The organism is Streptomyces sp. NPDC059255 (assembly GCF_042752355.1).
Lineage (GTDB): Bacteria > Actinomycetota > Actinomycetes > Streptomycetales > Streptomycetaceae > Streptomyces.
On the sequence record NZ_JBHYZP010000041.1, the window covers coordinates 1 to 20,358 of the forward strand.

Annotated in this window: 20 protein-coding genes; 15 read left to right on the forward strand and 5 right to left on the reverse strand. The window is 73.3% G+C overall.

The annotated features are described in order from the left end of the window. Positions 1 to 155 precede the first annotated feature (155 nt). The 5 genes from ACFXKG_RS34320 to metF all read left to right on the forward strand — a co-directional run bounded on the left by ACFXKG_RS34320 (position 156) and on the right by metF (position 4,509). A complete protein-coding gene (locus tag ACFXKG_RS34320; protein ID WP_384847292.1) occupies positions 156 to 686 on the forward strand; it encodes a cupin domain-containing protein in 531 nt (176 codons plus the stop codon). Between the two features lie 4 nt (positions 687 to 690). Next, the gene (locus ACFXKG_RS34325; protein ID WP_384847294.1) at positions 691 to 1,311 is read left to right on the forward strand and encodes a hypothetical protein; all 621 of its coding nucleotides are present in this window, start codon (positions 691 to 693) and stop codon (positions 1,309 to 1,311) included. After that, positions 1,308 to 2,405: a PrsW family intramembrane metalloprotease gene (locus ACFXKG_RS34330; RefSeq protein ID WP_384847296.1), complete on the forward strand. Its 1,098-nt coding sequence runs from the start codon at positions 1,308 to 1,310 to the stop codon at positions 2,403 to 2,405. Before ACFXKG_RS34325 ends, ACFXKG_RS34330 begins: the two co-directional genes overlap by 4 nt. A gap of 86 nt (positions 2,406 to 2,491) precedes the next feature. Beyond that, complete coding sequence (locus ACFXKG_RS34335) at positions 2,492 to 3,376, forward strand: NmrA family transcriptional regulator (RefSeq protein WP_384847298.1); 885 nt, start codon at positions 2,492 to 2,494, stop codon at positions 3,374 to 3,376. 188 nt (positions 3,377 to 3,564) lie between these two features. After that, on the forward strand, positions 3,565 to 4,509 hold the full coding sequence (metF, locus tag ACFXKG_RS34340; protein WP_384847300.1) for a methylenetetrahydrofolate reductase [NAD(P)H]: 945 nt from the start codon (positions 3,565 to 3,567) through the stop codon (positions 4,507 to 4,509). A gap of 123 nt (positions 4,510 to 4,632) precedes the next feature. Here the strand turns inward: metF and ACFXKG_RS34345 are convergent, their stop codons facing one another. Continuing rightward, positions 4,633 to 6,225: an MDR family MFS transporter gene (locus ACFXKG_RS34345; RefSeq protein WP_384847424.1), complete on the reverse strand. Its 1,593-nt coding sequence runs from the start codon at positions 6,223 to 6,225 to the stop codon at positions 4,633 to 4,635. A 79-nt stretch (positions 6,226 to 6,304) separates the two neighbouring features. Beyond that, positions 6,305 to 7,030 carry a TetR/AcrR family transcriptional regulator gene (locus ACFXKG_RS34350; RefSeq protein WP_384847427.1) on the reverse strand — a complete coding sequence of 242 codons (726 nt, stop codon included), beginning with the start codon at positions 7,028 to 7,030 and terminating at the stop codon, positions 6,305 to 6,307. Between the two features lie 55 nt (positions 7,031 to 7,085). On the opposite strand from ACFXKG_RS34350, the gene ACFXKG_RS34355 reads away from it, so the two are divergent. Then, entirely contained in the window at positions 7,086 to 8,078 is a 993-nt protein-coding gene (locus ACFXKG_RS34355) for an aldo/keto reductase (protein WP_384847302.1), read from the forward strand. A gap of 255 nt (positions 8,079 to 8,333) precedes the next feature. After that, on the forward strand, positions 8,334 to 8,537 hold the full coding sequence (locus ACFXKG_RS34360) for a cold-shock protein (protein ID WP_382899324.1): 204 nt from the start codon (positions 8,334 to 8,336) through the stop codon (positions 8,535 to 8,537). Between the two features lie 87 nt (positions 8,538 to 8,624). Here the strand turns inward: ACFXKG_RS34360 and ACFXKG_RS34365 are convergent, their stop codons facing one another. After that, positions 8,625 to 9,269, reverse strand: coding sequence for a histidine phosphatase family protein (locus ACFXKG_RS34365; protein WP_384847304.1), 645 nt, complete (start codon positions 9,267 to 9,269; stop codon positions 8,625 to 8,627). 281 nt (positions 9,270 to 9,550) lie between these two features. Between ACFXKG_RS34365 and ACFXKG_RS34370 the strand changes: the two genes are divergently transcribed. Next, positions 9,551 to 9,814, forward strand: a complete 264-nt coding sequence (locus ACFXKG_RS34370) for a type B 50S ribosomal protein L31 (RefSeq protein WP_384847306.1) — start codon at positions 9,551 to 9,553, stop codon at positions 9,812 to 9,814. Between the two features lie 184 nt (positions 9,815 to 9,998). Beyond that, positions 9,999 to 10,823 carry an aldo/keto reductase gene (locus ACFXKG_RS34375; protein WP_384847308.1) on the forward strand — a complete coding sequence of 275 codons (825 nt, stop codon included), beginning with the start codon at positions 9,999 to 10,001 and terminating at the stop codon, positions 10,821 to 10,823. Between the two features lie 37 nt (positions 10,824 to 10,860). On the opposite strand, the gene ACFXKG_RS34380 is transcribed toward ACFXKG_RS34375, so the two are convergent. After that, on the reverse strand, positions 10,861 to 11,616 hold the full coding sequence (locus tag ACFXKG_RS34380; protein ID WP_384847310.1) for a FadR/GntR family transcriptional regulator: 756 nt from the start codon (positions 11,614 to 11,616) through the stop codon (positions 10,861 to 10,863). 256 nt (positions 11,617 to 11,872) lie between these two features. On the opposite strand from ACFXKG_RS34380, the gene ACFXKG_RS34385 reads away from it, so the two are divergent. From ACFXKG_RS34385 to ACFXKG_RS34405, 5 genes are all read left to right on the forward strand, one after another. Further along, on the forward strand, positions 11,873 to 13,150 hold the full coding sequence (locus tag ACFXKG_RS34385) for an SLC13 family permease (protein ID WP_384847312.1): 1,278 nt from the start codon (positions 11,873 to 11,875) through the stop codon (positions 13,148 to 13,150). A gap of 35 nt (positions 13,151 to 13,185) precedes the next feature. After that, positions 13,186 to 14,634, forward strand: coding sequence for an acyl-CoA synthetase (locus ACFXKG_RS34390; RefSeq protein ID WP_384847313.1), 1,449 nt, complete (start codon positions 13,186 to 13,188; stop codon positions 14,632 to 14,634). Continuing rightward, complete coding sequence (locus ACFXKG_RS34395) at positions 14,627 to 16,027, forward strand: carboxyl transferase domain-containing protein (protein ID WP_384847314.1); 1,401 nt, start codon at positions 14,627 to 14,629, stop codon at positions 16,025 to 16,027. The genes ACFXKG_RS34390 and ACFXKG_RS34395 overlap by 8 nt, the downstream gene beginning before the upstream one ends. Positions 16,028 to 16,088: 61 nt before the next feature. Next, complete coding sequence (locus ACFXKG_RS34400) at positions 16,089 to 17,054, forward strand: DUF2510 domain-containing protein (protein ID WP_384847316.1); 966 nt, start codon at positions 16,089 to 16,091, stop codon at positions 17,052 to 17,054. Positions 17,055 to 17,251: 197 nt separating this feature from the next. Continuing rightward, complete coding sequence (locus tag ACFXKG_RS34405; protein ID WP_384847318.1) at positions 17,252 to 18,001, forward strand: YqjF family protein; 750 nt, start codon at positions 17,252 to 17,254, stop codon at positions 17,999 to 18,001. 25 nt (positions 18,002 to 18,026) lie between these two features. On the opposite strand, the gene ACFXKG_RS34410 is transcribed toward ACFXKG_RS34405, so the two are convergent. Then, a complete protein-coding gene (locus ACFXKG_RS34410) occupies positions 18,027 to 19,049 on the reverse strand; it encodes an alpha/beta fold hydrolase (RefSeq protein WP_384847320.1) in 1,023 nt (340 codons plus the stop codon). Between the two features lie 218 nt (positions 19,050 to 19,267). Here ACFXKG_RS34410 and ACFXKG_RS34415 point away from each other — a divergent pair, with 218 nt between their 5' ends. Beyond that, positions 19,268 to 20,266, forward strand: a complete 999-nt coding sequence (locus ACFXKG_RS34415; protein WP_384847321.1) for an SDR family NAD(P)-dependent oxidoreductase — start codon at positions 19,268 to 19,270, stop codon at positions 20,264 to 20,266. Positions 20,267 to 20,358 lie beyond the last annotated feature (92 nt).

Genomic DNA, 20,358 nt, shown 5'->3' on the forward strand with positions numbered 1-20,358 from the left:
GCGGGGGTGGGGGGGCGGGCGCGGGGCGCGGGGGCGGGGCCGCGCCGCCCGCCCCCCCCCCGCGCGGGGGGCTGGGGGGCCGGCCCCCCCCCCCCGCCGGGCGGGCCCCCCCCCCCCGCCCGTACCCATCCCCGTCCACCGTCCTGGAGCACCGCATGACCGACGTGACGCCGTCCCAGGGACTGATCGTCCCGCCGGGGGGAGGCACCACCATCCTCACCGCGGCGCAGGAGGTGACCTTCAAGGTCACCGGAGCCCACTCCCGGGTCTCCTCCAGCTTCGAGGTCGTCGTCCCGCCCGGGTTCGACGTCGGCGCACACCGGCACACCCACAGCGAGGAACTCTTCTACATCCTCGACGGCGAACTCGACGTGCTGGCCTTCGAACCGCGGGTGCTCAGCGACGACTGGCGCCACTGGGAGTCCGCGTCCGGCATGAGGACGGTACGCGCCACCCCGGGCACCGTCGTCGTCGTCCCGCCCGGCTGTCCGCACGCCTTCGCCAACCGGGGCGGCGAGCCCGCCAGGATGTTCTTCCAGGCATCCCCGCCCTCCGACCACGAACGGTACTTCGAGGAACTCCTCGGCATCCTCAAGGAGGACGGCACCCCCGATCCGGCGGCCATCGCCGATCTGCGCAAGCGGTACGACATCGAGCAGCTCACCCCGCTGCGCCACGACGTCTGACCCGATGGACCCCGCACCGGCCACCCGGCGCCCGCGCCAGGACCCGCCCGGCCCCGGCCGCAGGGGCACACGGCCCTGGGCCCCGGTCCTCGGAGTGCTGCTCGTCGTCGCCGCGCTCACGGCCGGCTGGCCGCTGATCGACACGGCCCTGGGCGACCGCGAACGGGTCGCCGCGGGCACCGCCCTGGAACTCGGCCCCGACGGCGACGCCGCCGTGCTCCGGGTGGTCGGGCCCGGCTGGGGGCTCAGCAAGTCGTCCAGCGACCCGGACACCGCATACACACTCTCCCGCGACGGCGTCGGCCTGGCGGCGCGGTACATCGGTCTCACCGAGGCGGGGGACCCGGGCGAACTCTGGAACGGGCTGCGCAAGGTCCAGTCCGTCGCCGACAGCGGCAGCCGGCTGGGCGCCGCCCGGCCGCTCACCGGCGCCCGGGGCGCCATCGGGCGCTCGGGACGGCTGACCGGCGGGGGCCGCACGGGATCCGCCACCCTCTGGCTGCCGCCCGGCCGGGGCTACGCCGTCGAGATCATCGTCCTCGCCCGGCCCGGCGCAGCCCCCGGCGCGGTGGCCGACGCCACGGCCATGGCCCGCGGCCTCACCTTTCCCCCGGGGACGTCATGACCGCCCCCGCCGCCACGCCTCCGGTGGCCGCCCGGCTCCGCCTCCTGGTCACCGCCGTACGCGGCTCCTGGAGACGCCGGCCGGCTCGCTGGGCCTTCGCCGCCGTGTGCCTGCTCGGTCTCGCCCTGCTCCTGGACGACTTCGGCCCGGTCGTCCGGGTCTTCCCCGGCTCCGCGCTGCTGGCCCTGGTCCTGCTGGCGCTCACCGTAAGCGTCGGGACGGCCGTCCTCGGCCGGGTCCGCCCGTTCCGGGCACCGCCGCCCGGCTGGGCCTGGAGCGGGGTCCTCTGGGGGGCCACCGCGGCGGCCGGCTGCGCCCTCGTCGCCAACACCGGGCTCCAGGGCATCTGGTCCAAGTCGGCCGGCATCGGTTTCGGCTCCCGGTGGGCCGCCGCGCTCACCGCACCGCTCAACGAGGAACTCCTCAAACTCTGCGGCGTCGTCCTGATCGCCCTCGTGGCCCGGCCGCTGGTACGGGGCCCGCTGGACGGGTTCTTCCTCGGCGCGTTCACCGGTCTCGGCTTCCAGGTCATGGAGAACTGGACGTACGCCATGAACGCCATCCTGCTCGGCGGGGGAGTGCACGGCACCGCCGAGGTCAGCCAGTCCTTCGCCACCCGGGTGATGGTGACGGGGCTCGGCTCGCACTGGGCGATGACCGCCGTCGCCGGCACCGGCGTCGGTATCCTCCTCTCCCACGACGACCGCCCCGTACGCCGCAGGATCGCCCCGGCGGCGGCCTGCGTGCTCACCGCGATGGGCATGCACTGGCTGTTCGACGCGCCGCTGCTGGATTCCGCCGGGGGCCTCGGCGTCAGGGTGGGGGTCAACTTCCTCATCGCCCTCGGGTTCGCCGTCGTCCTGCGCCACCGGGCCCGGCGCCGGGCCCGCGCCTTCCTCCTCTCCCCGCGCACCCCGCTCTCCGTCGACCTGCTCACCCGCCGCTCGCGGAGCCGCGCCCTGCGCGGACTGCCGCCCGCGCGCCGCGCCGCCGCGGCGGCGCGTGCCTCGGCCTACCTGGCGGTCGTCGAGGAACAGGCGGCCGTGTGGCGCGACCCCGACCCGGCGGTGCCAGGGCACGCGCGCCCGGCCTGATCCGAGCGGCCCGCCCTGGACGCGCGCGTATGGAGGTGAGCTTCACGGCCATGTCGCCACCGCTCCGCGGGGAGTTGGCTGTCCCCATGACGCAGAACGCGCAGCACACACAGAGCACGCAGGACACGCAGAACGCGCCGGATGCCGGGAACGGGACGGTTCTCGTCGTCGGCGGCACCGGCAAGACCGGACGGCGGGTCGCACAGCGGCTGACCGCCCGGGGAATTCCCGTACGGATCGGCTCCCGCGCCGCCGCCCCGCCCTTCGTCTGGGAGGACCCCGCCACCTGGGACGCGGCCCTGGAGGGCGTCGGCTCCGTCTATGTCACCTACTACCCCGACCTCGGGCTCCCCGGCGCCGCGGACGCCATCGGAGCCTTCTCCGCACAGGCCGTCGCCCGGGGCGCGCGCCGTCTCGTGCTGCTCTCCGGACGCGGCGACAAGGGCGCGCTCGACAGCGAGGAGCGCGTGAAGGAGTCCGGCGCCGACTGGACGGTGCTCCGGGCGAGCTGGTTCCACCAGAACTTCAGCGAGAGCTTCTTCCTGGAGCCCGTCCTCGCCGGTGAGCTGGTGCTGCCGACCGGCGACGCCGTCGAACCCTTCATCGACGCCGACGACATCGCCGACGTGGCCACCGCCGTGCTCACCGGCTCCGGGCACACCGGCAGGACGTACGAACTGACGGGACCCCGCTCGTTCGGCTTCGGTGAGGTGGCCGCCGAACTGACCCGGGTCACCGGCCGGGAGATCCACTACCGTCCCGTCCCCGTCGACGTCTACCGCGCCGGGCTGGCGGCGCGCGGGCTGCCGGTCGAGTTCGCGGACCTCTTCGAGCTGATCCTCGACGGCCGCAACGCCGTTCCGGCGCACGGTGTGCGGGAGGTCCTGGGACGCGAGCCCCGCGACTTCGCCGACTACGCCCGCGAGACCGCCGCCACCGGCGTCTGGAGCGGGGCGCCCGCCCAGCCCTGAGCGGGGCTCCTGGCCCGGTGGTCCCGGGGCGCGCGGAGCCGAACTCCGTGCGCCCCGGGGCCGGTTGCCCCGCTCCTCAGCACGGGTGATCAGACTGTGGTCACGCCCGCGGTCGGACGCGTATCACGGCTAATGTGTGCGGACCGTACCCGTCCACATACCGGGTGACTTCAGGAAGGACCTCCTCCATGGCGGCAGAGACCGCGGACCGTCCGCACCACGACCCGGGGGCCTCCCGCGGCCTGCCGGCCGGCGACGGGCCCTCGTACTCCTTCGAGTTCTTCCCGCCGAAGACCGCGGCGGGCGAACGCACGCTGTGGAACGCGATCCGCCGGATCGAGGCGCTCGCGCCGTCCTTCGTCTCCGTGACCTACGGGGCCGGCGGCTCGTCGCGCGACCGGACGATCGAGGTCACCAAGCGCATCGCCGCCGAGACGACACTGCGCCCGGTCGCCCATCTCACCGCCGTCGGCCACTCGGTGGCCGAACTGCGCCACATCGTCGGCCAGTACGCGGACGCCGGGATCCGCGACGTGCTGGCCCTGCGCGGCGACCCGCCCGGCGACCCGCGCGGCGCCTGGGTGCCCCACCCCGAGGGCTTCACCCATGCCGGTGAACTCGTCACCCTGATCAGGGAGCTGGGGGACTTCACGGTCGGCGTGGCGGCCTTCCCCGAGCGCCATCCCCGCTCCGCCGACTGGGAGAGCGAGGTCCGCCACTTCGTCGCCAAGTGCCGGGCGGGCGCCGACTACGCCATCACCCAGATGTTCTTCCACGTCGAGGACTATCTGCGGTTCCGCGACCGGATCACGGCGGCGGGGTGCGCGACGCCGATCATCCCGGAGATCATGCCCGCCACCGACGTACGGCAGATCCGCCGCTTCGCCGAGCTCAGCGACGCGCGCTTCCCCGACGAACTGGCCGCGCGGCTCGAAGCCGCCAAGGACCGGCCCGAGGAGGGGCACCGCATCGGCGTCGAGTACGCCACGGTGATGGCCGAGCGGCTGCTCGCCGAGGGCGCCCCCGGCCTGCACTACATCACCCTCAACCGTTCGACGGCCACGACGGAGATCCACCAGAACCTGGGGGTGGGGGTACGCCGCGACCGCGCCCTGGCCGCCACGCCCCACTGACCCGCGGCCCCGGTGCTCGGGCACCGAACGGCCCACGGACACCACCGGGACGGGGGACGGACCCGGGGCTCGGCCCCCGGTCCGTCCCCCGCCCTCCGTTCCGCCGGTGGTGGGAACCTTCGGTCAGCCCACCGGAGCGGCCGGGGACTTCCGACCGGCTTCCCCGGCTTCCCCGGCCTCCCCGTCCTGCCTGCCCGCCGCGGCCTCCTCGGCGAGCCGCTCCATGCCGCTGGTGGTCTTGAGGGGCTTCTCCTTGATGAAGAGGACCGCGACCAGCGCGAGCGCGGCGAACGGCGTGGCGACGAGGAAGAGCTCCGCCGTCGCGACACCGTAGGCGTTCTCCACGATCGCCCGCATCGGCGCCGGCAGCGTCGACATGTCCGGTACGGCGCTCTCGCCCGAGCCGCCGGCCGGGGCCTGGCCGCTCTCGCCCAGGCTCTTGGTGATCTCGGCCGTCACCCGGTTCGCCAGAATGGCGCCCAGCACGCTCGTCCCGATCGTCCCGCCCATGCTCCGGAAGAACGACAGGACGGACGTGGCCGCGCCCAGTTCCGAGGCCGGCACGTCGTTCTGCGCCGCCAGGACCAGGTTCTGCATCAGCAGGCCGACGCCGACGCCCAGGATGGCCATGTACAGACTGAGCAGCCCGAAGCCCGTGTCGGCGTCGATGGTGGCCAGCAGCCCCAGACCGGCCGTCATGATCACGGCGCCCGCGATCAGGTAGACCTTCCACTTGCCGGTGGCGCTGATGATCTGTCCGGCGACGGTGGACGACACCAGCAGCCCGAGGATCATCGGCATCCCCATCAGGCCCGCGACGGTCGGGGTCTTGCCGAGGGATATCTGGAAGTACTGGGAGAGGAAGACCGTGCCGCCGAACATGGCGACACCGACCAGCAGGCTGGCCACCGTGGTCAGGGTGACGGTGCGGTTGCGGAAGATGTCCAGCGGGATGACCGGCTCGGGCACCCGGGCCTCCACCAGGACCGCGGCCACCAGCAGCACCACACCCGTACCGGTGAGCGCGAACGTCTGCCAGGACAACCAGTCGAAGCTGTTGCCCGCCAGGGAGGTCCAGATGAGCAGCGCGCTGACGCCCGCGACGATCAGGAACGCGCCCAGGTAGTCGATCTTCACCTCGCGGCGGACCGTGGGCAGCCGCAGCGTGCGCTGGAGCAGCAGGATCGCGACGAGCGCGAACGGCACCCCGATGAAGAAGCACCAGCGCCAGCCGAGCCACGAGGTGTCCACCATGACACCGCCGACCAGCGGCCCGGCGACCGTACCGACGGCGAAGACCGCGCCGAAGATGCCCGCGTACTTGCCGAGGCGGCGCGGCGGGATGACCGCGGCCATCACGATCTGCGCGAGGGCCGTCAGACCGCCCGCGCCGATGCCCTGGACGACCCGGCTGAAGATCAGCAGGCCGACGCCCTGCGAGAAGCCGGCCAGCAGCGAGCCGACGACGAACAGCGCGAGCGAGAGCTGGAGCAGCAGCTTCTTGTTGTAGAGGTCGGCGAGCTTGCCCCACAGGGGCACGGTCGCCGTCATGGCGAGCAGCTCGGAGGTGACGACCCAGGTGTAGGAGGACTGGCTGCCGTTCAGGTCGGCGATGATGCGGGGCAGGGCGTTCGCCACCACCGTGCCGGCCAGGATCGCGACGAACATGCCGGCCATCAGGCCGGACATCGCCTGGAGTATCTGGCGGTTGGTCATGGAGGTCGGCGCCTGTTCCGGCGCCTCTGTAGCACTCAAGGTGTCCTTCTTCGTCTGCGTTCGGTTCGGGGCATGCGTGTCACGCGGCAGGTGGGTCAGGGGGGCAGCCGTCGGTCCTCGGCTCGGCCAGCCCGTCGGTGAGATGGCCGAAGACGCGCCGGAAGGTGTCGGGGAAGGTGACCGTGTCGCGCTGGGCGCACCAGTGCTCGACGGCGACCCGTACGGCCGTGCTGGCGACCGCGGCGAGCAGCCGGGGGTAGAGACCGAGATGGGAGGTGTCGGGGCCCTTGGCGCAGGCGTCCGGCGTGCCAGGCGTCCGGGTGTCCGTCACCGGCGTCGGCACGGGCGGCGAGCCGAGCCGTTCGGCGATCGTCTGCGCCAGCTGGAACTCCTCGGCGATATGCGCGCCCATGCCGCGGAGCAGCAGATGGGGCGAGCGCCGCAGCACCGCGCTGCGCAGGTCCCAGATCTCCTGGCTCTCCTCCACATGGGTGAGTTCGGTGGCGAGCGCCTCGCGTACCGCTTCGAACGCGGAAAGCTCCGGCGGTGCCTCGCGCACCGCGCGCCGTACCCGCTCGCCCACGGTCCGGTCGATCATGACGAACGCGTCGTCATGGCTCTCGAAGTAGTTGAAGAACGTACGGGGCGAGACCCCGGCGGCCTCGCTGATCGCCTCTACGGTGACGTTCTCCGCCCCGTGAACGGCGGCCAGTCGTACCGCGGCCTCCGACAGCGCCGTCCGGGTGGCCCGCTTCTTGCGCTCACGGAGACCGAGCGCCGCACCTTCACTCTGCACATCGTGCAGAGTATGCAAAAGTGCACGATGCGCAAAATTATTATCGCCCCGGGGACGCCGTAGCATGATCGGCATGGAGCAGCGCGCGTGGGACAGGACAGGGCGGGACGTCTCCGCCATCGGACTCGGCACCTGGCAGCTCGGCGCGGACTGGGGCGAGGTGGCCGAGCCGGACGCCTTCGCCGTCCTGGACGCGGCTGTCGAGTCGGGTGTCACCTTCTTCGACACCGCGGACGTGTACGGCGACGGGCGCAGCGAGCGGCTCATCGGCCGCTATCTGAAGGACCACCCCGACGCGGGGGTCTTCGTGGCGACCAAGATGGGCCGGCGCGCCGAACAGCGGCCCGAGAACTACACCCTGGCGAACTTCCGTGTCTGGAACGACCGTTCGCGCGCGAACCTCGGGGTCGACACCCTGGACTACGTACAGCTCCACTGCCCGCCCACGTCCGTCCACGCGTCGGACGAGGTCTTCGACGCGCTCGACACCCTGGTCGAGGAGGGGCGGATCGCGGCGTACGGCGTGAGCGTGGAGACCTGCGCCGAGGCGCTCACCGCCCTCGCCCGGCCCGGTGTCGCGGGCGTGCAGATCATCCTCAACCCGTTCCGGACCAAGCCGCTGGAGGAGGTCCTGCCGGCCGCCCGCGCGGCGGGCGCCGCCGTCATCGCGCGCGTCCCGCTCGCCTCGGGGCTGCTCTCCGGCCGGTACACGAAGGACACGGTCTTCGCTGCCGACGACCACCGTGCGTTCAACCGGCACGGCGAGGCGTTCGACCAGGGCGAGACCTTCTCCGGCGTCGACTACGCCACCGGGCTGGCCGCCGCCGTCGAGTTCGCCGGGCTGGCGCCCGAGGGGATGACGCCCGCGCAGACCGCGCTGGCCTGGATCGCGCAGCAGTCCGGGGTCACCAGCGTGATCCCCGGCGCCCGCTCCGTCGAGCAGGTCCGCGCCAACGCGGCGGCCGGCGTCCTGCCGCCCCTGCCGCCCGCCACCCTGGACGCCGTTCGGGAGTTGTACGACCGGCGGCTGCGCGCCTCGGTCCACGGGCGCTGGTAGGGGAGCGAAAGGGTGATTATGGGCCGAACGCGGTCCGATCGTGCGGCACGCGCGCAAGAGTTGGCGGTTTCTGTGGCTGTATCGCGTCGCGCACTGTAGCGTCTTGATCAAGCTGTCGTGGTTCCGAAGTACCGCTCGCCCGTGACGTGCCGTCACGGGCGTTTGTGCTGTTCAGCGTCTCTAAGGACCAAGGCGATCACCTCCGGTTCCCGTACCGTGCGGGAATCAACGCGTCCCTTGAATTGGAGACTCATCATGGCCAGTGGAACAGTGAAGTGGTTCAACTCGGAAAAGGGCTTCGGCTTCATCGCGCAGGACGGCGGCGGTCCGGACGTGTTCGCGCACTACTCGAACATCGCCACCCAGGGCTTCCGTGAGCTGTCGGAGGGCCAGAAGGTCACCTTCGACGTCACGCAGGGCCAGAAGGGCCCGCAGGCGGAGAACATCCTCCCCTCCTGAACCGAGGCGACAAGGCGCCGGCCCGGTGGATTCATCTCCACCGGGCCGGCGCTCTGTCGCGTGGTACGGGGCCCCGCGGGGGCGCGGTCAGGCGGTGCGCTCCCGCTCGCGCGGCGCCGTGGTGCGCGCGCTCGCCGGCAGGGCGAGATTCCAGGCGGTGACCACCGGACGGTCGTGCTCGGTGCCGAGCCGGGAGACGGTGCCGGTCGCGAGGTGGAAGAGCGAGCCGGCCGCGGGGGCGAGACCGAGGTAGCGCGCGGTCAGCACCCGCAGGAAATGGGCGTGCGCCACGAGCGCGACATCCGCGCCGCCCAGGGAGTCCAGCGCCGTCAGCGCCTCGGTGAGCACCCGGTCGGCGCGGTGCCCCACTTCGCCGGGGCCCTCGCCGGGCTGGCCCGCGGGGCCGGGGACGACACCGTCGGTCCACAGATCCCAGTCGGGACGGGTACGGCGGATCTCGACGGTCGCGATGCCCTCGTACCCGCCGTAGTTCCACTCCCGCAGATCCGGTTCCACCTCGTACGGGGCGAGACCGGCCAGCTCCGCCGTGCGCCGTGCGCGGGCCATCGGGCTGACGAGCGTCCGGCCGATCCGGCGCTCGCGCAGCAGCGGCGCCAGCGAACGCGCCTCGTCCTCGCCGCGCCCGGTCATCGGCAGATCGGTGTAGCTGGTGTGCTGCCCGGACAGGGACCAGGCGGTCTCCCCGTGCCGTACCAGGATCAACTCGCCCATGGCTGACGCCCACTTTCCTGTACGCCCGCGCCCCGGTGGCCGCGCGGCTCCCGAGGGGAGAACCCGGCGGGCCGTGATCGCATTCCGTCGGACCCAGTGTCTCGTGTTCCCGCCCCGGCGACCCGCCGGGAATGGAGCGGACGGCTCCCGCGTTACACCGACATGCCGGTTGATGGACATGACATCCAGTTCCAGCTCCGTCTCCGGCCGTGACGGTCCGGGATCTCCCGTGACCGTCGGGAACGAACCGTGACGTTCGGCCACCGAGGAAGGAATCCCGTATGAAGCCTCGTATCCACCCCGTCTCCCGTCCGGTCGTCTTCCGGGACCGCGCCGGTGGAGTGGCCTTCCTGACGCGCTCCACCGCGGACTCGGACCAGCGTGTCGAGTGGGAGGACGGAAACACGTACCCCGTCGTCGACGTCGAGATCTCCTCCGCGAGCCATCCCTTCTACACCGGGAAGGGGCGCGTGGTGGACACCGCGGGCCGGGTGGAGCGCTTCGAGCGCCGCTACGGCAAGGACGGCACCGCGCGGCGCGGCTGACCGCGCCCCGCGGCGACCGGGCGCGGACCGTCGCCGAGGACGGAGCCGGGCGGGAGACCTGACCGAGGTCTCCCGCCCGGCTCACGTACGCCCGTACGCCGTAGGCCCGCAGCGCGCGCCGTGTCCGGTGCCGATACGTTGGTGGCCGGGGTGACACGCCGGAAACGGAAGGCGAGGAAACGCCATGACCTCCGTCCCCCACGTCGTTCTCAACAACGGTGTCAAGATCCCGCGGCTCGGCTTCGGCGTCTTCCAGATCGACGACGCGGAGACCGCCGGCGCGGTCCGCGCCGCGCTGGAGACGGGCTACCGCAGCATCGACACGGCCGCCGTGTACGGCAACGAGGCGGGCGTCGGCCGCGCCCTCGCCGACTCCGGGATCCCGCGCGACGAACTGTTCGTCACCACCAAGCTCTGGAACGACGACCAGGGGTACGACGCGGCCCTCACCGCCTTCGACGCGAGCCTGGACCGGCTCGGTCTCGACCGGGTGGACCTGTATCTCATCCACTGGCCCACCCCCGCGCGTGACCGGTACGTCGACACCTGGCGCGCGCTGGAGAAGCTGCTGGCGGACGGCCGCACCCGCGCCATCGGGGTGTCCAACTTCCAGCCCGCCCATCTCCAGCGGCTGCTGGACGAGACCGGGATCGTCCCCGCCGTGAACCAGATCGAGCTGCACCCCGGCCTCCAGCAGGCCGGACCGCGTGACTTCCACGCCCAGCACGACATCGCGACCGAGGCGTGGAGCCCGCTCGCCCAGGGCGCGCTCCTCCAGGAGGAGACGATCAGAGGGATCGCCGGGCGGCACGGCAGGACGCCCGCCCAGGTGGTGCTGCGCTGGCACCTCCAGATCGGCAACATCGTGATCCCCAAGTCCGCCACCCCGGCGCGGATCCGGGAGAACTTCGACCTCTTCGGCTTCGAACTGTCCGCCGACGACCTGCACGCGCTGAGCACGCTCGACCGCGGGATGCGCACGGGCCCGGATCCCGACACCTTCGACTGAGAGCCTGTCGGGCCGCCTTCCTGAGCCGGCGGCGGTCTCAGGCGCCGTCCTCCGGATTCCAGTCCAGCAGGCGCACCTTCGCCACCGTCCGCACATGGCGGCGCATCGCGGCGGCCGCCGCCTTGCCCCGCCGCTCCTCGATCGCCTCCAGGATGGCGCGGTGCTGCGCCAGCGACCGCGCGGGGCGGCCGGGCTGCCGCAGGGACTCGTGGCGGCTCTCGGTGATCTGCTCGGAGATGGCGCGCATGAACTCCGCGAGCAGGGCGCTGTGCGCGGCGGCCGTCACCGCGGCGTGGAAGAGCCGGTCGCCCTCGACGCCGTGGCCGCCCGCGGCGATCTCCTCCTCCATGTGCCGCAGCGCGTCGTGGAGCGCGGCCAGGTCCGGCGCCGTACGGCGCTCGGCGGCGAGTTCGGCGAGCTTGGTCTCCAGCGCCTCCCGGGCCTCCAGCACATCGGGCAGCCGGCGCCTGCGCTCCACCAGCCGCTCCACCGGCTCCGGGTCGAGGCTGTCCTTGCGCAGATAGGTGCCGCCGCCGTGCCGCACCTCGACGAGACCCTGGACCTCCAGGACGACGATCGCCTGCTTGACGGAGGCACGGCTGACCCCGAGCCGCTGCGCCAGCTCCCGCTCGGGCGGCAGCCGGTCGCCCGCGCCGAGCCGCCCCTCGGCGACATAGCTCCGCAGCCGGTCGAGGACCTGTTCGTACAGGCGCGGCCGGGCCATCGGTCGCAGGGCCCGGGCCGGGTCCTCCGCCGCCGGGGGACCCGGCACAGAGCCTCGCGCGTCGGACATCCGGACACCCCTCCCTGGTCACCGCCTCGCCCGTTTCCTCCCGGTCCCGGGCGCGTCAGCCTAACACCGGGCGGACCAGTGGCTGAGCCAATTCTTGTCGGATCCCTTGACGCCCGTCCCGGTCCGCGGCCAATGTGGTCCAGCCACTTGGCCAGTGGTCCAATTCAGTCGCCCGACCCCCTTGGCCCCGTGTGGCCAGCCGGTCGTCGCCCACTTCCTCTCCGCACCGAGGGACCCAGGGACGGGAGCCCGCGCCATGTCCGCCGAACTGATCTCGATACTTGTGCTGGTGGTGGTCTTCGTGATCGCCACCACCCGGTCCATCAACATGGGCGCGCTCGCCTTCGCCGCCGCGTTCGGCGTCGGGGAACTCGTCGCCGGCCTCGACGCGAAGGGCATCTTCGCGGGCTTCCCCGGCGATCTCTTCGTCGTGCTCGTCGGCGTCACCTATCTCTTCGCGATCGCCCGTGCCAACGGCACCACGGACTGGCTGGTCCATGCCGCGATCCGGCTGGTCCGCGGCCGGATCGCACTGATTCCGTGGGTGATGTTCGCGATCACCGCGCTGCTGACCGCGATCGGAGCCGTCTCCCCGGCGGCCGTCGCGATCGTCGCGCCGATCGCGCTGAGCTTCGCCGCGCGCTACGGCATCAGCCCGCTGCTGATGGGCGCCATGGTCGTGCACGGGGCCCAGGGCGGCGGATTCTCCCCCATCAGCATCTACGGAACGATCGTCAACGGCATCGTCGAACGGGAGAAGCTGCCGGGCAGCCCGCTCACCCTCTTCCTCGCCTCGCTCGCGGTCAATCTCGTCATCGCCGGGATCGTCTTCGTCTGCTGCGGCGGGCTCGCGCTGCGCGGCACCCGGTCCGGGCCGGCCCCGGACGGTGCGGCAGGCGAGCACGGCAAGCCGCCCGCGGGGGAGGGGAGTTCACGGCTCACCCCGGCCCGTACCGCCACCCTCGCCGCCCTGGCCGCGCTCGTCGTCGCGGTCCTCGTTCTCGATCTCGACGCCGGACTCTCCGCCATCACCCTCGCCGTCCTCCTCAGCGCCTGCTGGCCCGACACCAGCCGCAAGGCCGTCGGGGAGATCGCCTGGCCGACCGTGCTGCTGATCTGCGGCGTCCTCACCTATGTCGGCGTCATGGAGGAGATGGGCACGATCGACTACGCGGGCAACGCCGTCGGCGACATCGGCATCCCGCTCCTCGCCGCCGTACTGCTCTGCTACATCGGCGCGATCGTCTCCGCGTTCGCCTCGTCCGTCGGCATCATGGGCGCGCTCATCCCGCTCGCCGTCCCCTTCCTCGCACAGGGCGAGATCGGCGCGATCGGCATGATCACGGCGCTCGCCATCTCGGCGACCGTCGTCGACGTCAGCCCCTTCTCCACCAACGGCGCCCTCGTACTGGCCGCCGCGCCCGATGTCGACCGTGAGCGTTTCTTCCGCCAGCTCATGGTGTACGGGGGGATCGTGGTGGCGGCGGTACCCGCCGCTGTCTGGCTGCTGCTGGTGGTGCCAGGCTTCGGATGACCGGTCAGACCCGTCCACAGCAAGGAGAACGACGCGTGTCCCCTCTCTTCCCGGCCCTGGCCGCCCGCTCGCAGCGCCCCGCGCTCCGGTTCGGCGACCGCGCCCTCACCCATGCCGAACTGGCCGACGCGGCAGGCTCGCTGGCCCGCCGGCTCGCGGGCGAACGGCGGGTCGCGATCTGGGCCACCCCCACCCTCGGCACGGCGGTGGGGGTGGTGGCGGCGCTGCTCGCCGGGGTCCCGGTCGTCCCCGTCAATCCCAGGAGCGGCGAACGGGAACTGGCCCACATCGCCCGGGACAGCGCCCCGACCCTCGTTCTCGCGGAGCCCGGTGTCACCCTGCCGCCCGCGCTGGCCGCGCTGCCGCGCCTCGACACGGACGCGGGCACGGGCGCGGGCGAGGAGGCGCCGGAGGTCTTTACCGAGCCGTCGCCGGAGGCGCCCGCGCTGATCGTCTACACCTCGGGCACGACCGGGCCGCCCAAGGGCGCCGTCCTGCCCCGCCGCGCCCTCACCAGCACCCTCGACGCGCTGGCGGACGCCTGGCAGTGGACCGCCGACGACGTGCTGGTCCACGCGCTGCCCCTGTTCCACGTCCACGGACTGATCCTCGGCATCCTCGGTCCGCTGCGCCGGGGCGGCTCCGTCACCCATCTCGGACGGTTCGACACCGCGGGCGTCGCCCGGGAACTCTCCTCGGGCGCCACCATGCTCTTCGGCGTGCCCACGATGTACCACCGCATCGCCGAGGCGCTCGCCGACGACCCCGCACTCGCCGAGGCGCTGGCCGGCGCGCGGCTGCTGGTGTCCGGCTCGGCGGCGCTGCCCGTCCACGACCACCGGCGGATCGCCGCGGCGACCGGCCGCCGGGTCGTCGAGCGGTACGGCATGACGGAGACCCTGATGAACACGAGCGTCCGCGCGGACGGCGAACCGCGCGCCGGAACGGTCGGTGTCCCGCTGCACGGCGTCGAACTCCGGCTGGTCGACGAGTCGGGCGCCGCCGTCGAGAAGTACGACGGCGAGAGCGTCGGCGAGATCCAGGTACGCGGCCCGAACCTCTTCACCGAATACCTGAACCGTCCCGACGCGACCGAGGCGGCCTTCACCGACGGCTGGTTCCGCACCGGCGACATGGCGATCAGGGACCCCGACGGATATGTCCGCATCGTCGGCCGCAAGGCCACCGACCTGATCAAGAGCGGCGGTTACAAGATCGGCGCGGGTGAGATCGAGAACGTCCTGCTGGAACACGCCGGGGTACGGGAGGCCGCGGTAACCGGCGAGCCCGACCCCGACCTCGGCGAGCGGATCGTCGCCTGGATCGTCCCGGCGCACCCCGAAGCGCCGCCCACGGAGCAGGAACTGGCCGACCACGTCGCCGGGCAGCTCGCCGCGCACAAGCGGCCCCGCACCGTGCGCTATCTGGACGCGCTGCCCCGCAACGACATGGGGAAGATCATGAAGCGGGCGCTCCATGGCTGAGCGGCGGGGCGCGCGCGAGGCGATCGCGGCGGTCCTCGGGAGCGACGCCGGAACGTTCACCGAACTCCCGGTCCCCGAGGGCAGGTCCGCCCCGGACGGCCCGCTCGGCTGGGAGGGGTACGACGCCGCGCTGGCCCGGGCGGCGGACCGTACCGGCGAGGGGGAGTCCGTCGTCTGCGGCACCGGCCGGATCGGCGCCACCGAAGCGGTCGTCGTCTCCTTCGAGTTCGGCTTTCTCGGCGGCTCCCTCGGCGAGCGCACCGGCGACCGGCTGGCGGGCGCGTACCGTCACGCGCGCGAACGGGGGCTGCCGGTCGTCTCGCTGATCGCGACCGGCGGCAGCCGGATGCAGGAGGGCATGCGGGCCCTGCTCCAACTCCAGCGCGTGGCCGGGGAGTCCGCGCTGACCCGGGCGGCCGGGCTCGCGCAGCTCGCGGTGGTGCGCGACCCGACGACCGGCGGTGGCTGGGCCACTCTGGGCGCGGGCGCCGATGTCGTCCTCGCGCTGCCCGGGGCCCAGATCGGCTTCGCGGGGTCCCGGGTACGCCCCACGGACGCCGATCCGTCCGCGTACACCGCCGAGGCCCAGCTCGCCGCCGGGCAGCTCGACGCGGTGGTGGCCGAGGAGGAACTGGCCGCCACGGTCGCCCGCTGGCTGGCGCTGCTCACCGGCGGCCGCGCGGAGCCGCCCGGCGGGTGGGCCGGGGGCGCCCCGCCGCCGCCCGCCGCGCTGGGCTCCTCCGGTCCCGCCGCCACCGGATGGGACGCGGTCCTGGCGGCCCGCTCGCCCGAACGGCCGCGCGCCGCCGCCTACCTGGACGCGTACTTCGACCACCGGGAGGAGATCCGCGGCGACCGCTGCGGCGGTACGGACCCGGGCATGCTCTGCGGATTCGGCCGCCGGGAAGGGCGTACGGTCGCGTACGCCGCGCAGTGCGGGACCGCCACGCTCCCGGCCGGATACCGTACGGCCGCCCGGCTGATCCGGCTCGCGGAACGGCTCGGCATCCCGGTACTGACCCTGGTGGACACCCCTGGCGCCGCCAACGACGCGCGGGCGGAGCGCACGGGGGCGGGCGCCGCCATCGCGGATCTGTTCGCCGCCGTGGCCGCCGCCCGGGTCCCCGTCACCACCCTGCTGATCGGCGAGGGCGGCTCGGGCGGTGCGCTCGCCCTGGCGGCCGCGGACAACACCTGGGCCACGCCGGACAGTTACTTCTCCGTCATCGCGCCCGAACTCGCCACGGCCATCCTCAAGCGCGACCCGGGGCGTACCCGCGCGACGGCGGACCAACTCCGGCTGCGGCCGCAGGACCTGGTGGCGCTGGGCGTGGTGCGCGGCATCGTCCAGCGGTCGGACGGGAGGAGCGGGCCGGGGCCGGGGGACGGGTGAGAGGGCGGATTCTCATGGGCCTCTCACCAGCCTTTCAGACAATATGCCTAAGCTGAGCGTCGTGACTTACACGACGCCGCCCGGCTGGCATCCCGACCCGGGGCACTCAGGTGACGGTCCACGCCAGGAACGATGGTGGGACGGGTCCGCGTGGACCGACGAACTCCGCGCCGCCCCCACCGGCCAGTGGGACCAGCCGGCCGCACCGCCCTACCCGCCGGCGCCCCCGCCCGTCCCGCGGAACAAGGGACGGCGCATCGCCGTCGGGGCGACCGCCGCGGTGGTCGCCATGGCCCTCGCGGGCGGCTTCTACCTGCTCGGACGCGACGGCGGCGGCACCGACGCGGTGGGCAGGGCGGGCTCCGGCTCCGCGCCGTCCACGGCGCCCTCGCAGCCGGGGGAGGGCTCCCCGGCCCCCGACGGGCCCGGTGGCCCGGGCGGTTCCGGCGGCGGGGGGAACGGTGCGCCCGGACAGCCGGAGACCGAGGACGGCTACGCCACCGACGGCGCCAGCGGGATCAGCATCCCCGTCCCGGACGGCTGGACCGGCGAGTCGGGCCCGGTCGGCGCCGGGGTGACCACCGGGACGTACAAGTGCCCCGGGGACACCTCTCAGTCCTGCGTACGGGGCGGCGTGTTCTCCGTGCCCGCCGTGGCGCTGAAGATCACCGCCACCAACGCCAAGGCAGTGGCGGAGCAGGACATCGACACCAACGCCAAGGAGTCGTACGGCGGCGCGACCTACGGCGAGATCTCCTCGCACGAGGAACTCAAGTCCGAGGCGGTCACCGTCGCCGGGCAGCGGGGCTATCTGGTGCGGTGGAAGGTGATCACGAGCAAGGGTGACGACGGCTACGTGCAGTCGCTCGCCTTTCCCTCCCCGGCCTCGCCGAAGGTGCTGGTCGTGGTCCGCTCCGGCTTCGACGTCAACGACAAGGCGCCCGAACTCTCCGTCATGGACGAGATCACCCAGGGCATCAAGAAGGCGGCGGGGACCGGCGCGGGCGGGACCGGCCGCGGCGTCTGACCGCACGTCGCCCTTCCGCCGGGCCCCCGGACGCCGGGACACGCCGGAACACCACCGGGGCGGGCCGCGCGACGTGGCCCGCCCCGGCGCGGCAATGATGCGTGAACCCGCTGCGCGGCGGGGCGGGCCGGGCGCGCGCCCGGCCCGGCCGGGCACCTGGCCGGTCGCCGCTCCCGGGCGTCTGCGATGCTGACCGGGTGCGTCATCCGACCTCCAGCGCCCCGGAACCGGTCACGGCAGACCCGCCGCGGGACGAGCCCAGGCCGCTGCTCACCCAGTCCTGGCTCGATCTGGCCTTTCTGCACTGGGCGGTCGACCCGGCGCACGTGGCGCCGCTGCTGCCGCGCGGCACGGTTCCCGACACCTTCGACGAGGTCACCTATGTCGGCCTCGTCGCCTTCCGGATGCACCGGGTCGGATGGCTGCGCCTCCCCGGCATCCCGTACCTCGGCACCTTCCCCGAGACCAACGTACGGCTCTACTCCGTCGACCGGCAGGGGCGCCGGGGCGTCGTCTTCCGCTCCCTGGACGCCTCCCGGCTGATCCCGGTGGCGATCGGCCGCGCCGGATTCCGGATCCCGTACGCCTGGTCCCGGATGGCGGTCGAGCGCGCCGGCGACACCCTCACGTACACCAGCAGACGGCGCCTCCCGGGCCCGCGGGGGGCGCACAGCCGGATCGTGGTGCGGACAGGGGCGCCCGTCGAGGAGCCCACCGCGCTGGAGCACTTCCTGACCGCCCGCTGGGCCCTGCACACCTCGCTCGGCGGCCGGTCGCTGTATCTGCCGAACACCCATCCGCGCTGGCCGTTGCGGCGTGCGGAGCTGATCGAGTGCACCGAGAACCTGGTGGCCGCGGCGGGGCTGCCCGCGCCGGCCGGGGACCCCGTGAGCGTCCTCGCCTCCCCGGGGGTCCCGGTCCGCTTCGGCCGCCCTGTGACGGGCTGACCCCGCCGACCGGCCCCGGCCGCGGTCAGCACGCGGCCCGGCCGGCGAAGCCCCGGCGGTCCGGTGCGGCGACCGCCGTGCCCAGGATCTCGGGACGGCAGGTGTACGGCAGCCCGTCCAGCGAGCGGTCGGTGCAGAAGCGCGCGATCAGATCGGCGAAGTCCGGGATCCGCTCCACCGGGGCGAGATGGTCGGTCTCGTCGACGGTCAGGAACCGTGCCTCGGGGAGCGCCGCGGCCACCTCGCGTCCCATCGCGGGCGTGGTCAGCGTGTCGTGCTCGCCGGTCACCACCAGGCTCGGCACGGCGGGGACCGGCTCGGGCCGGTACCACTCGTGCCGCATCAGCCGGGTGTTGTGCTCGGCGGACTTGCCGAGCTGCTCCGGGTCCTGACCGGCGATCTGCTGGTACACCAGCCGGGAGACGGCGGCGTGCTTGCGGACCAGCCCGGTGCCGGGAGGCGACATGAACCGGTCCGCCAGTTCCCGGGCGATGGTGTCGGTCTCCCCGCGGTCGATCATCACGGCCCACCGCTCCATCGCCGCCGCGTAGTCCGCCGGGATCCGGGGTGTCATGCCCACCAGCATCAGCCGGGCGACCATCGCCGGGTAGTGCTGGGCGAACCGCACCCCGATCGCCCCGCCGAAACAGGCGGCGACCATGTTGACGCGCGGGACGCCGAGTTCGTCGAGCAGATGGCGGACGACGGCGGCGAGGAAGTCGACCCCGTACGAGGCGGGCAGGAAGTCGGCCGTACCGTACCCCGGCAGGTCCACCGTGATCATCTGTGCCACCGGGCCGAGCCACTTCTCGTGGCGTACCCAGGAGTTGCGGTCCTGGGACGAGCCGCCCAGCAGCAGGACCGGCTCGGTCAGCGGGGCGTCGCGGTGCACGACCCGACAGGTGTAGCGGAACCCGTCGAACGTGAGGTTCCGCTCCTCGACCGGGCCGCCCGCTCCGCGCGCGCCCCCGTCGTACGCTTGCCCGAGGATGAGCGGGTGGGCGCGGGGTGACTGCTGGTCCTGGGCGGGGACGGCATCGATCGACATGGCTGACTCCAGAGCTCCGGAACGGACGAGAACGTCCCTGCCTAGCAGTTGATCCGCCCGGACCACGTATGACTGACGCGATCGTGGGCGTGTCGCGCGCAGAAGTCCGCTGGTGGATTCGACTCTCGCGCAGCCGGACGCCCAGTGGGGTGAACCGCGCCCCGGGGCCCGCGAGGGGGCTTGACTTCGAGCGCGCTCCAATTCGTAGCCTGCGTCGCATGACAACCCCACAGAACGAGGCAGCACCGCACCGGACTCCCCAGCACCCGATCGGATCGGGGTTCGGCGCCGGGAGCACCGCCCGGGAGGTGCTGCGCGGCATTGACCTCGACGGCAAGCTCGCCCTGGTCACCGGCGGCTACTCCGGGCTGGGCCTGGAGACCACCCGCGCGCTCGCCGGGGCCGGTGCCCGGGTCGTCGTGCCCGCCCGGCGGCCCGACACCGCCCGGAAGGAACTGGCCGGTATCGAGAACACCGAGGTGGACGAGTTGGACCTCGCCGACCTCGACAGCGTCCGGGACTTCGCGGAGCGTTTCCTCGCCACGGACCGGACGCTCGACATCGTCATCAACAACGCGGGGATCATGGCCTGCCCGGAGACCCGTGTCGGCCCGGGCTGGGAGGCGCAGTTCGCGACCAACCACCTCGGGCACTACGCGCTCGTCAACCGGCTCTGGCCGGCCATCGCGCCCGGCGGGGCGCGGGTCGTCTCGGTGTCCTCCACCGGGCACCACAACTCCCCGATCCGCTGGGAGGACCCGTGGTTCGAGCACGGCTACGACAAGTGGCAGGCGTACGGCCAGGCGAAGACGGCCAACGTGCTCTTCGCCGTCCACCTCGACGCGCTGGCCGGGGAGTCCGGCGTACGGGCGTTCGCGCTGCACCCCGGCGGAATCCTCACTCCGCTCCAGCGCCACCTCGCCCGTGAGGAGATGGTCGCGGCCGGCTGGATCGACGAGGACGGCAACGCGGTCCACCCGTCGTTCAAGACACCGGAGCAGGGCGCGGCCACCCAGGTCTGGGCCGCGACCTCACCGCGGCTCGCGGACACGGGCGGCGTCTACTGCGAGGACTGCGACATCGCCGAGCCCGCCCCGGAGGACGGCACGGCGCGTGCGGGCGTACGGGGCTACGCGACCGACCCCGAGCAGGCGGCCCGCCTGTGGAAGTTCTCCGCGGAGCTGACCGGGGTCGACGCGTTCGCGACCGCCGGCTGAGACTGTTCGCCACCGCCGGCCGAGACCGGCGGACCGGCCGACCTGACAGGGTCCGAACACCCGGGGACCTCCGCGGTCCCCGTACCGGGGCC

Bases quoted from the DNA above. Each gene is read 5' to 3' on its own strand.
- ACFXKG_RS34320 (WP_384847292.1), top strand. From the start codon at position 156: ATGACCGACGTGACGCCGTCCCAGGGACTGATCGTCCCGCCGGGGGGA.
- ACFXKG_RS34325 (WP_384847294.1), top strand. From the start codon at position 691: ATGGACCCCGCACCGGCCACCCGGCGCCCGCGCCAGGACCCGCCCGGC.
- ACFXKG_RS34330 (WP_384847296.1), top strand. From the start codon at position 1,308: ATGACCGCCCCCGCCGCCACGCCTCCGGTGGCCGCCCGGCTCCGCCTC.
- ACFXKG_RS34335 (WP_384847298.1), top strand. From the start codon at position 2,492: ATGACGCAGAACGCGCAGCACACACAGAGCACGCAGGACACGCAGAAC.
- metF (WP_384847300.1), top strand. From the start codon at position 3,565: ATGGCGGCAGAGACCGCGGACCGTCCGCACCACGACCCGGGGGCCTCC.
- ACFXKG_RS34345 (WP_384847424.1), bottom strand. From the start codon at position 6,225: ATGACCAACCGCCAGATACTCCAGGCGATGTCCGGCCTGATGGCCGGC.
- ACFXKG_RS34355 (WP_384847302.1), top strand. From the start codon at position 7,086: ATGATCGGCATGGAGCAGCGCGCGTGGGACAGGACAGGGCGGGACGTC.
- ACFXKG_RS34360 (WP_382899324.1), top strand. From the start codon at position 8,334: ATGGCCAGTGGAACAGTGAAGTGGTTCAACTCGGAAAAGGGCTTCGGC.
- ACFXKG_RS34365 (WP_384847304.1), bottom strand. From the start codon at position 9,269: ATGGGCGAGTTGATCCTGGTACGGCACGGGGAGACCGCCTGGTCCCTG.
- ACFXKG_RS34370 (WP_384847306.1), top strand. From the start codon at position 9,551: ATGAAGCCTCGTATCCACCCCGTCTCCCGTCCGGTCGTCTTCCGGGAC.
- ACFXKG_RS34375 (WP_384847308.1), top strand. From the start codon at position 9,999: ATGACCTCCGTCCCCCACGTCGTTCTCAACAACGGTGTCAAGATCCCG.
- ACFXKG_RS34380 (WP_384847310.1), bottom strand. From the start codon at position 11,616: ATGTCCGACGCGCGAGGCTCTGTGCCGGGTCCCCCGGCGGCGGAGGAC.
- ACFXKG_RS34385 (WP_384847312.1), top strand. From the start codon at position 11,873: ATGTCCGCCGAACTGATCTCGATACTTGTGCTGGTGGTGGTCTTCGTG.
- ACFXKG_RS34395 (WP_384847314.1), top strand. From the start codon at position 14,627: ATGGCTGAGCGGCGGGGCGCGCGCGAGGCGATCGCGGCGGTCCTCGGG.
- ACFXKG_RS34410 (WP_384847320.1), bottom strand. From the start codon at position 19,049: ATGTCGATCGATGCCGTCCCCGCCCAGGACCAGCAGTCACCCCGCGCC.
- ACFXKG_RS34415 (WP_384847321.1), top strand. From the start codon at position 19,268: ATGACAACCCCACAGAACGAGGCAGCACCGCACCGGACTCCCCAGCAC.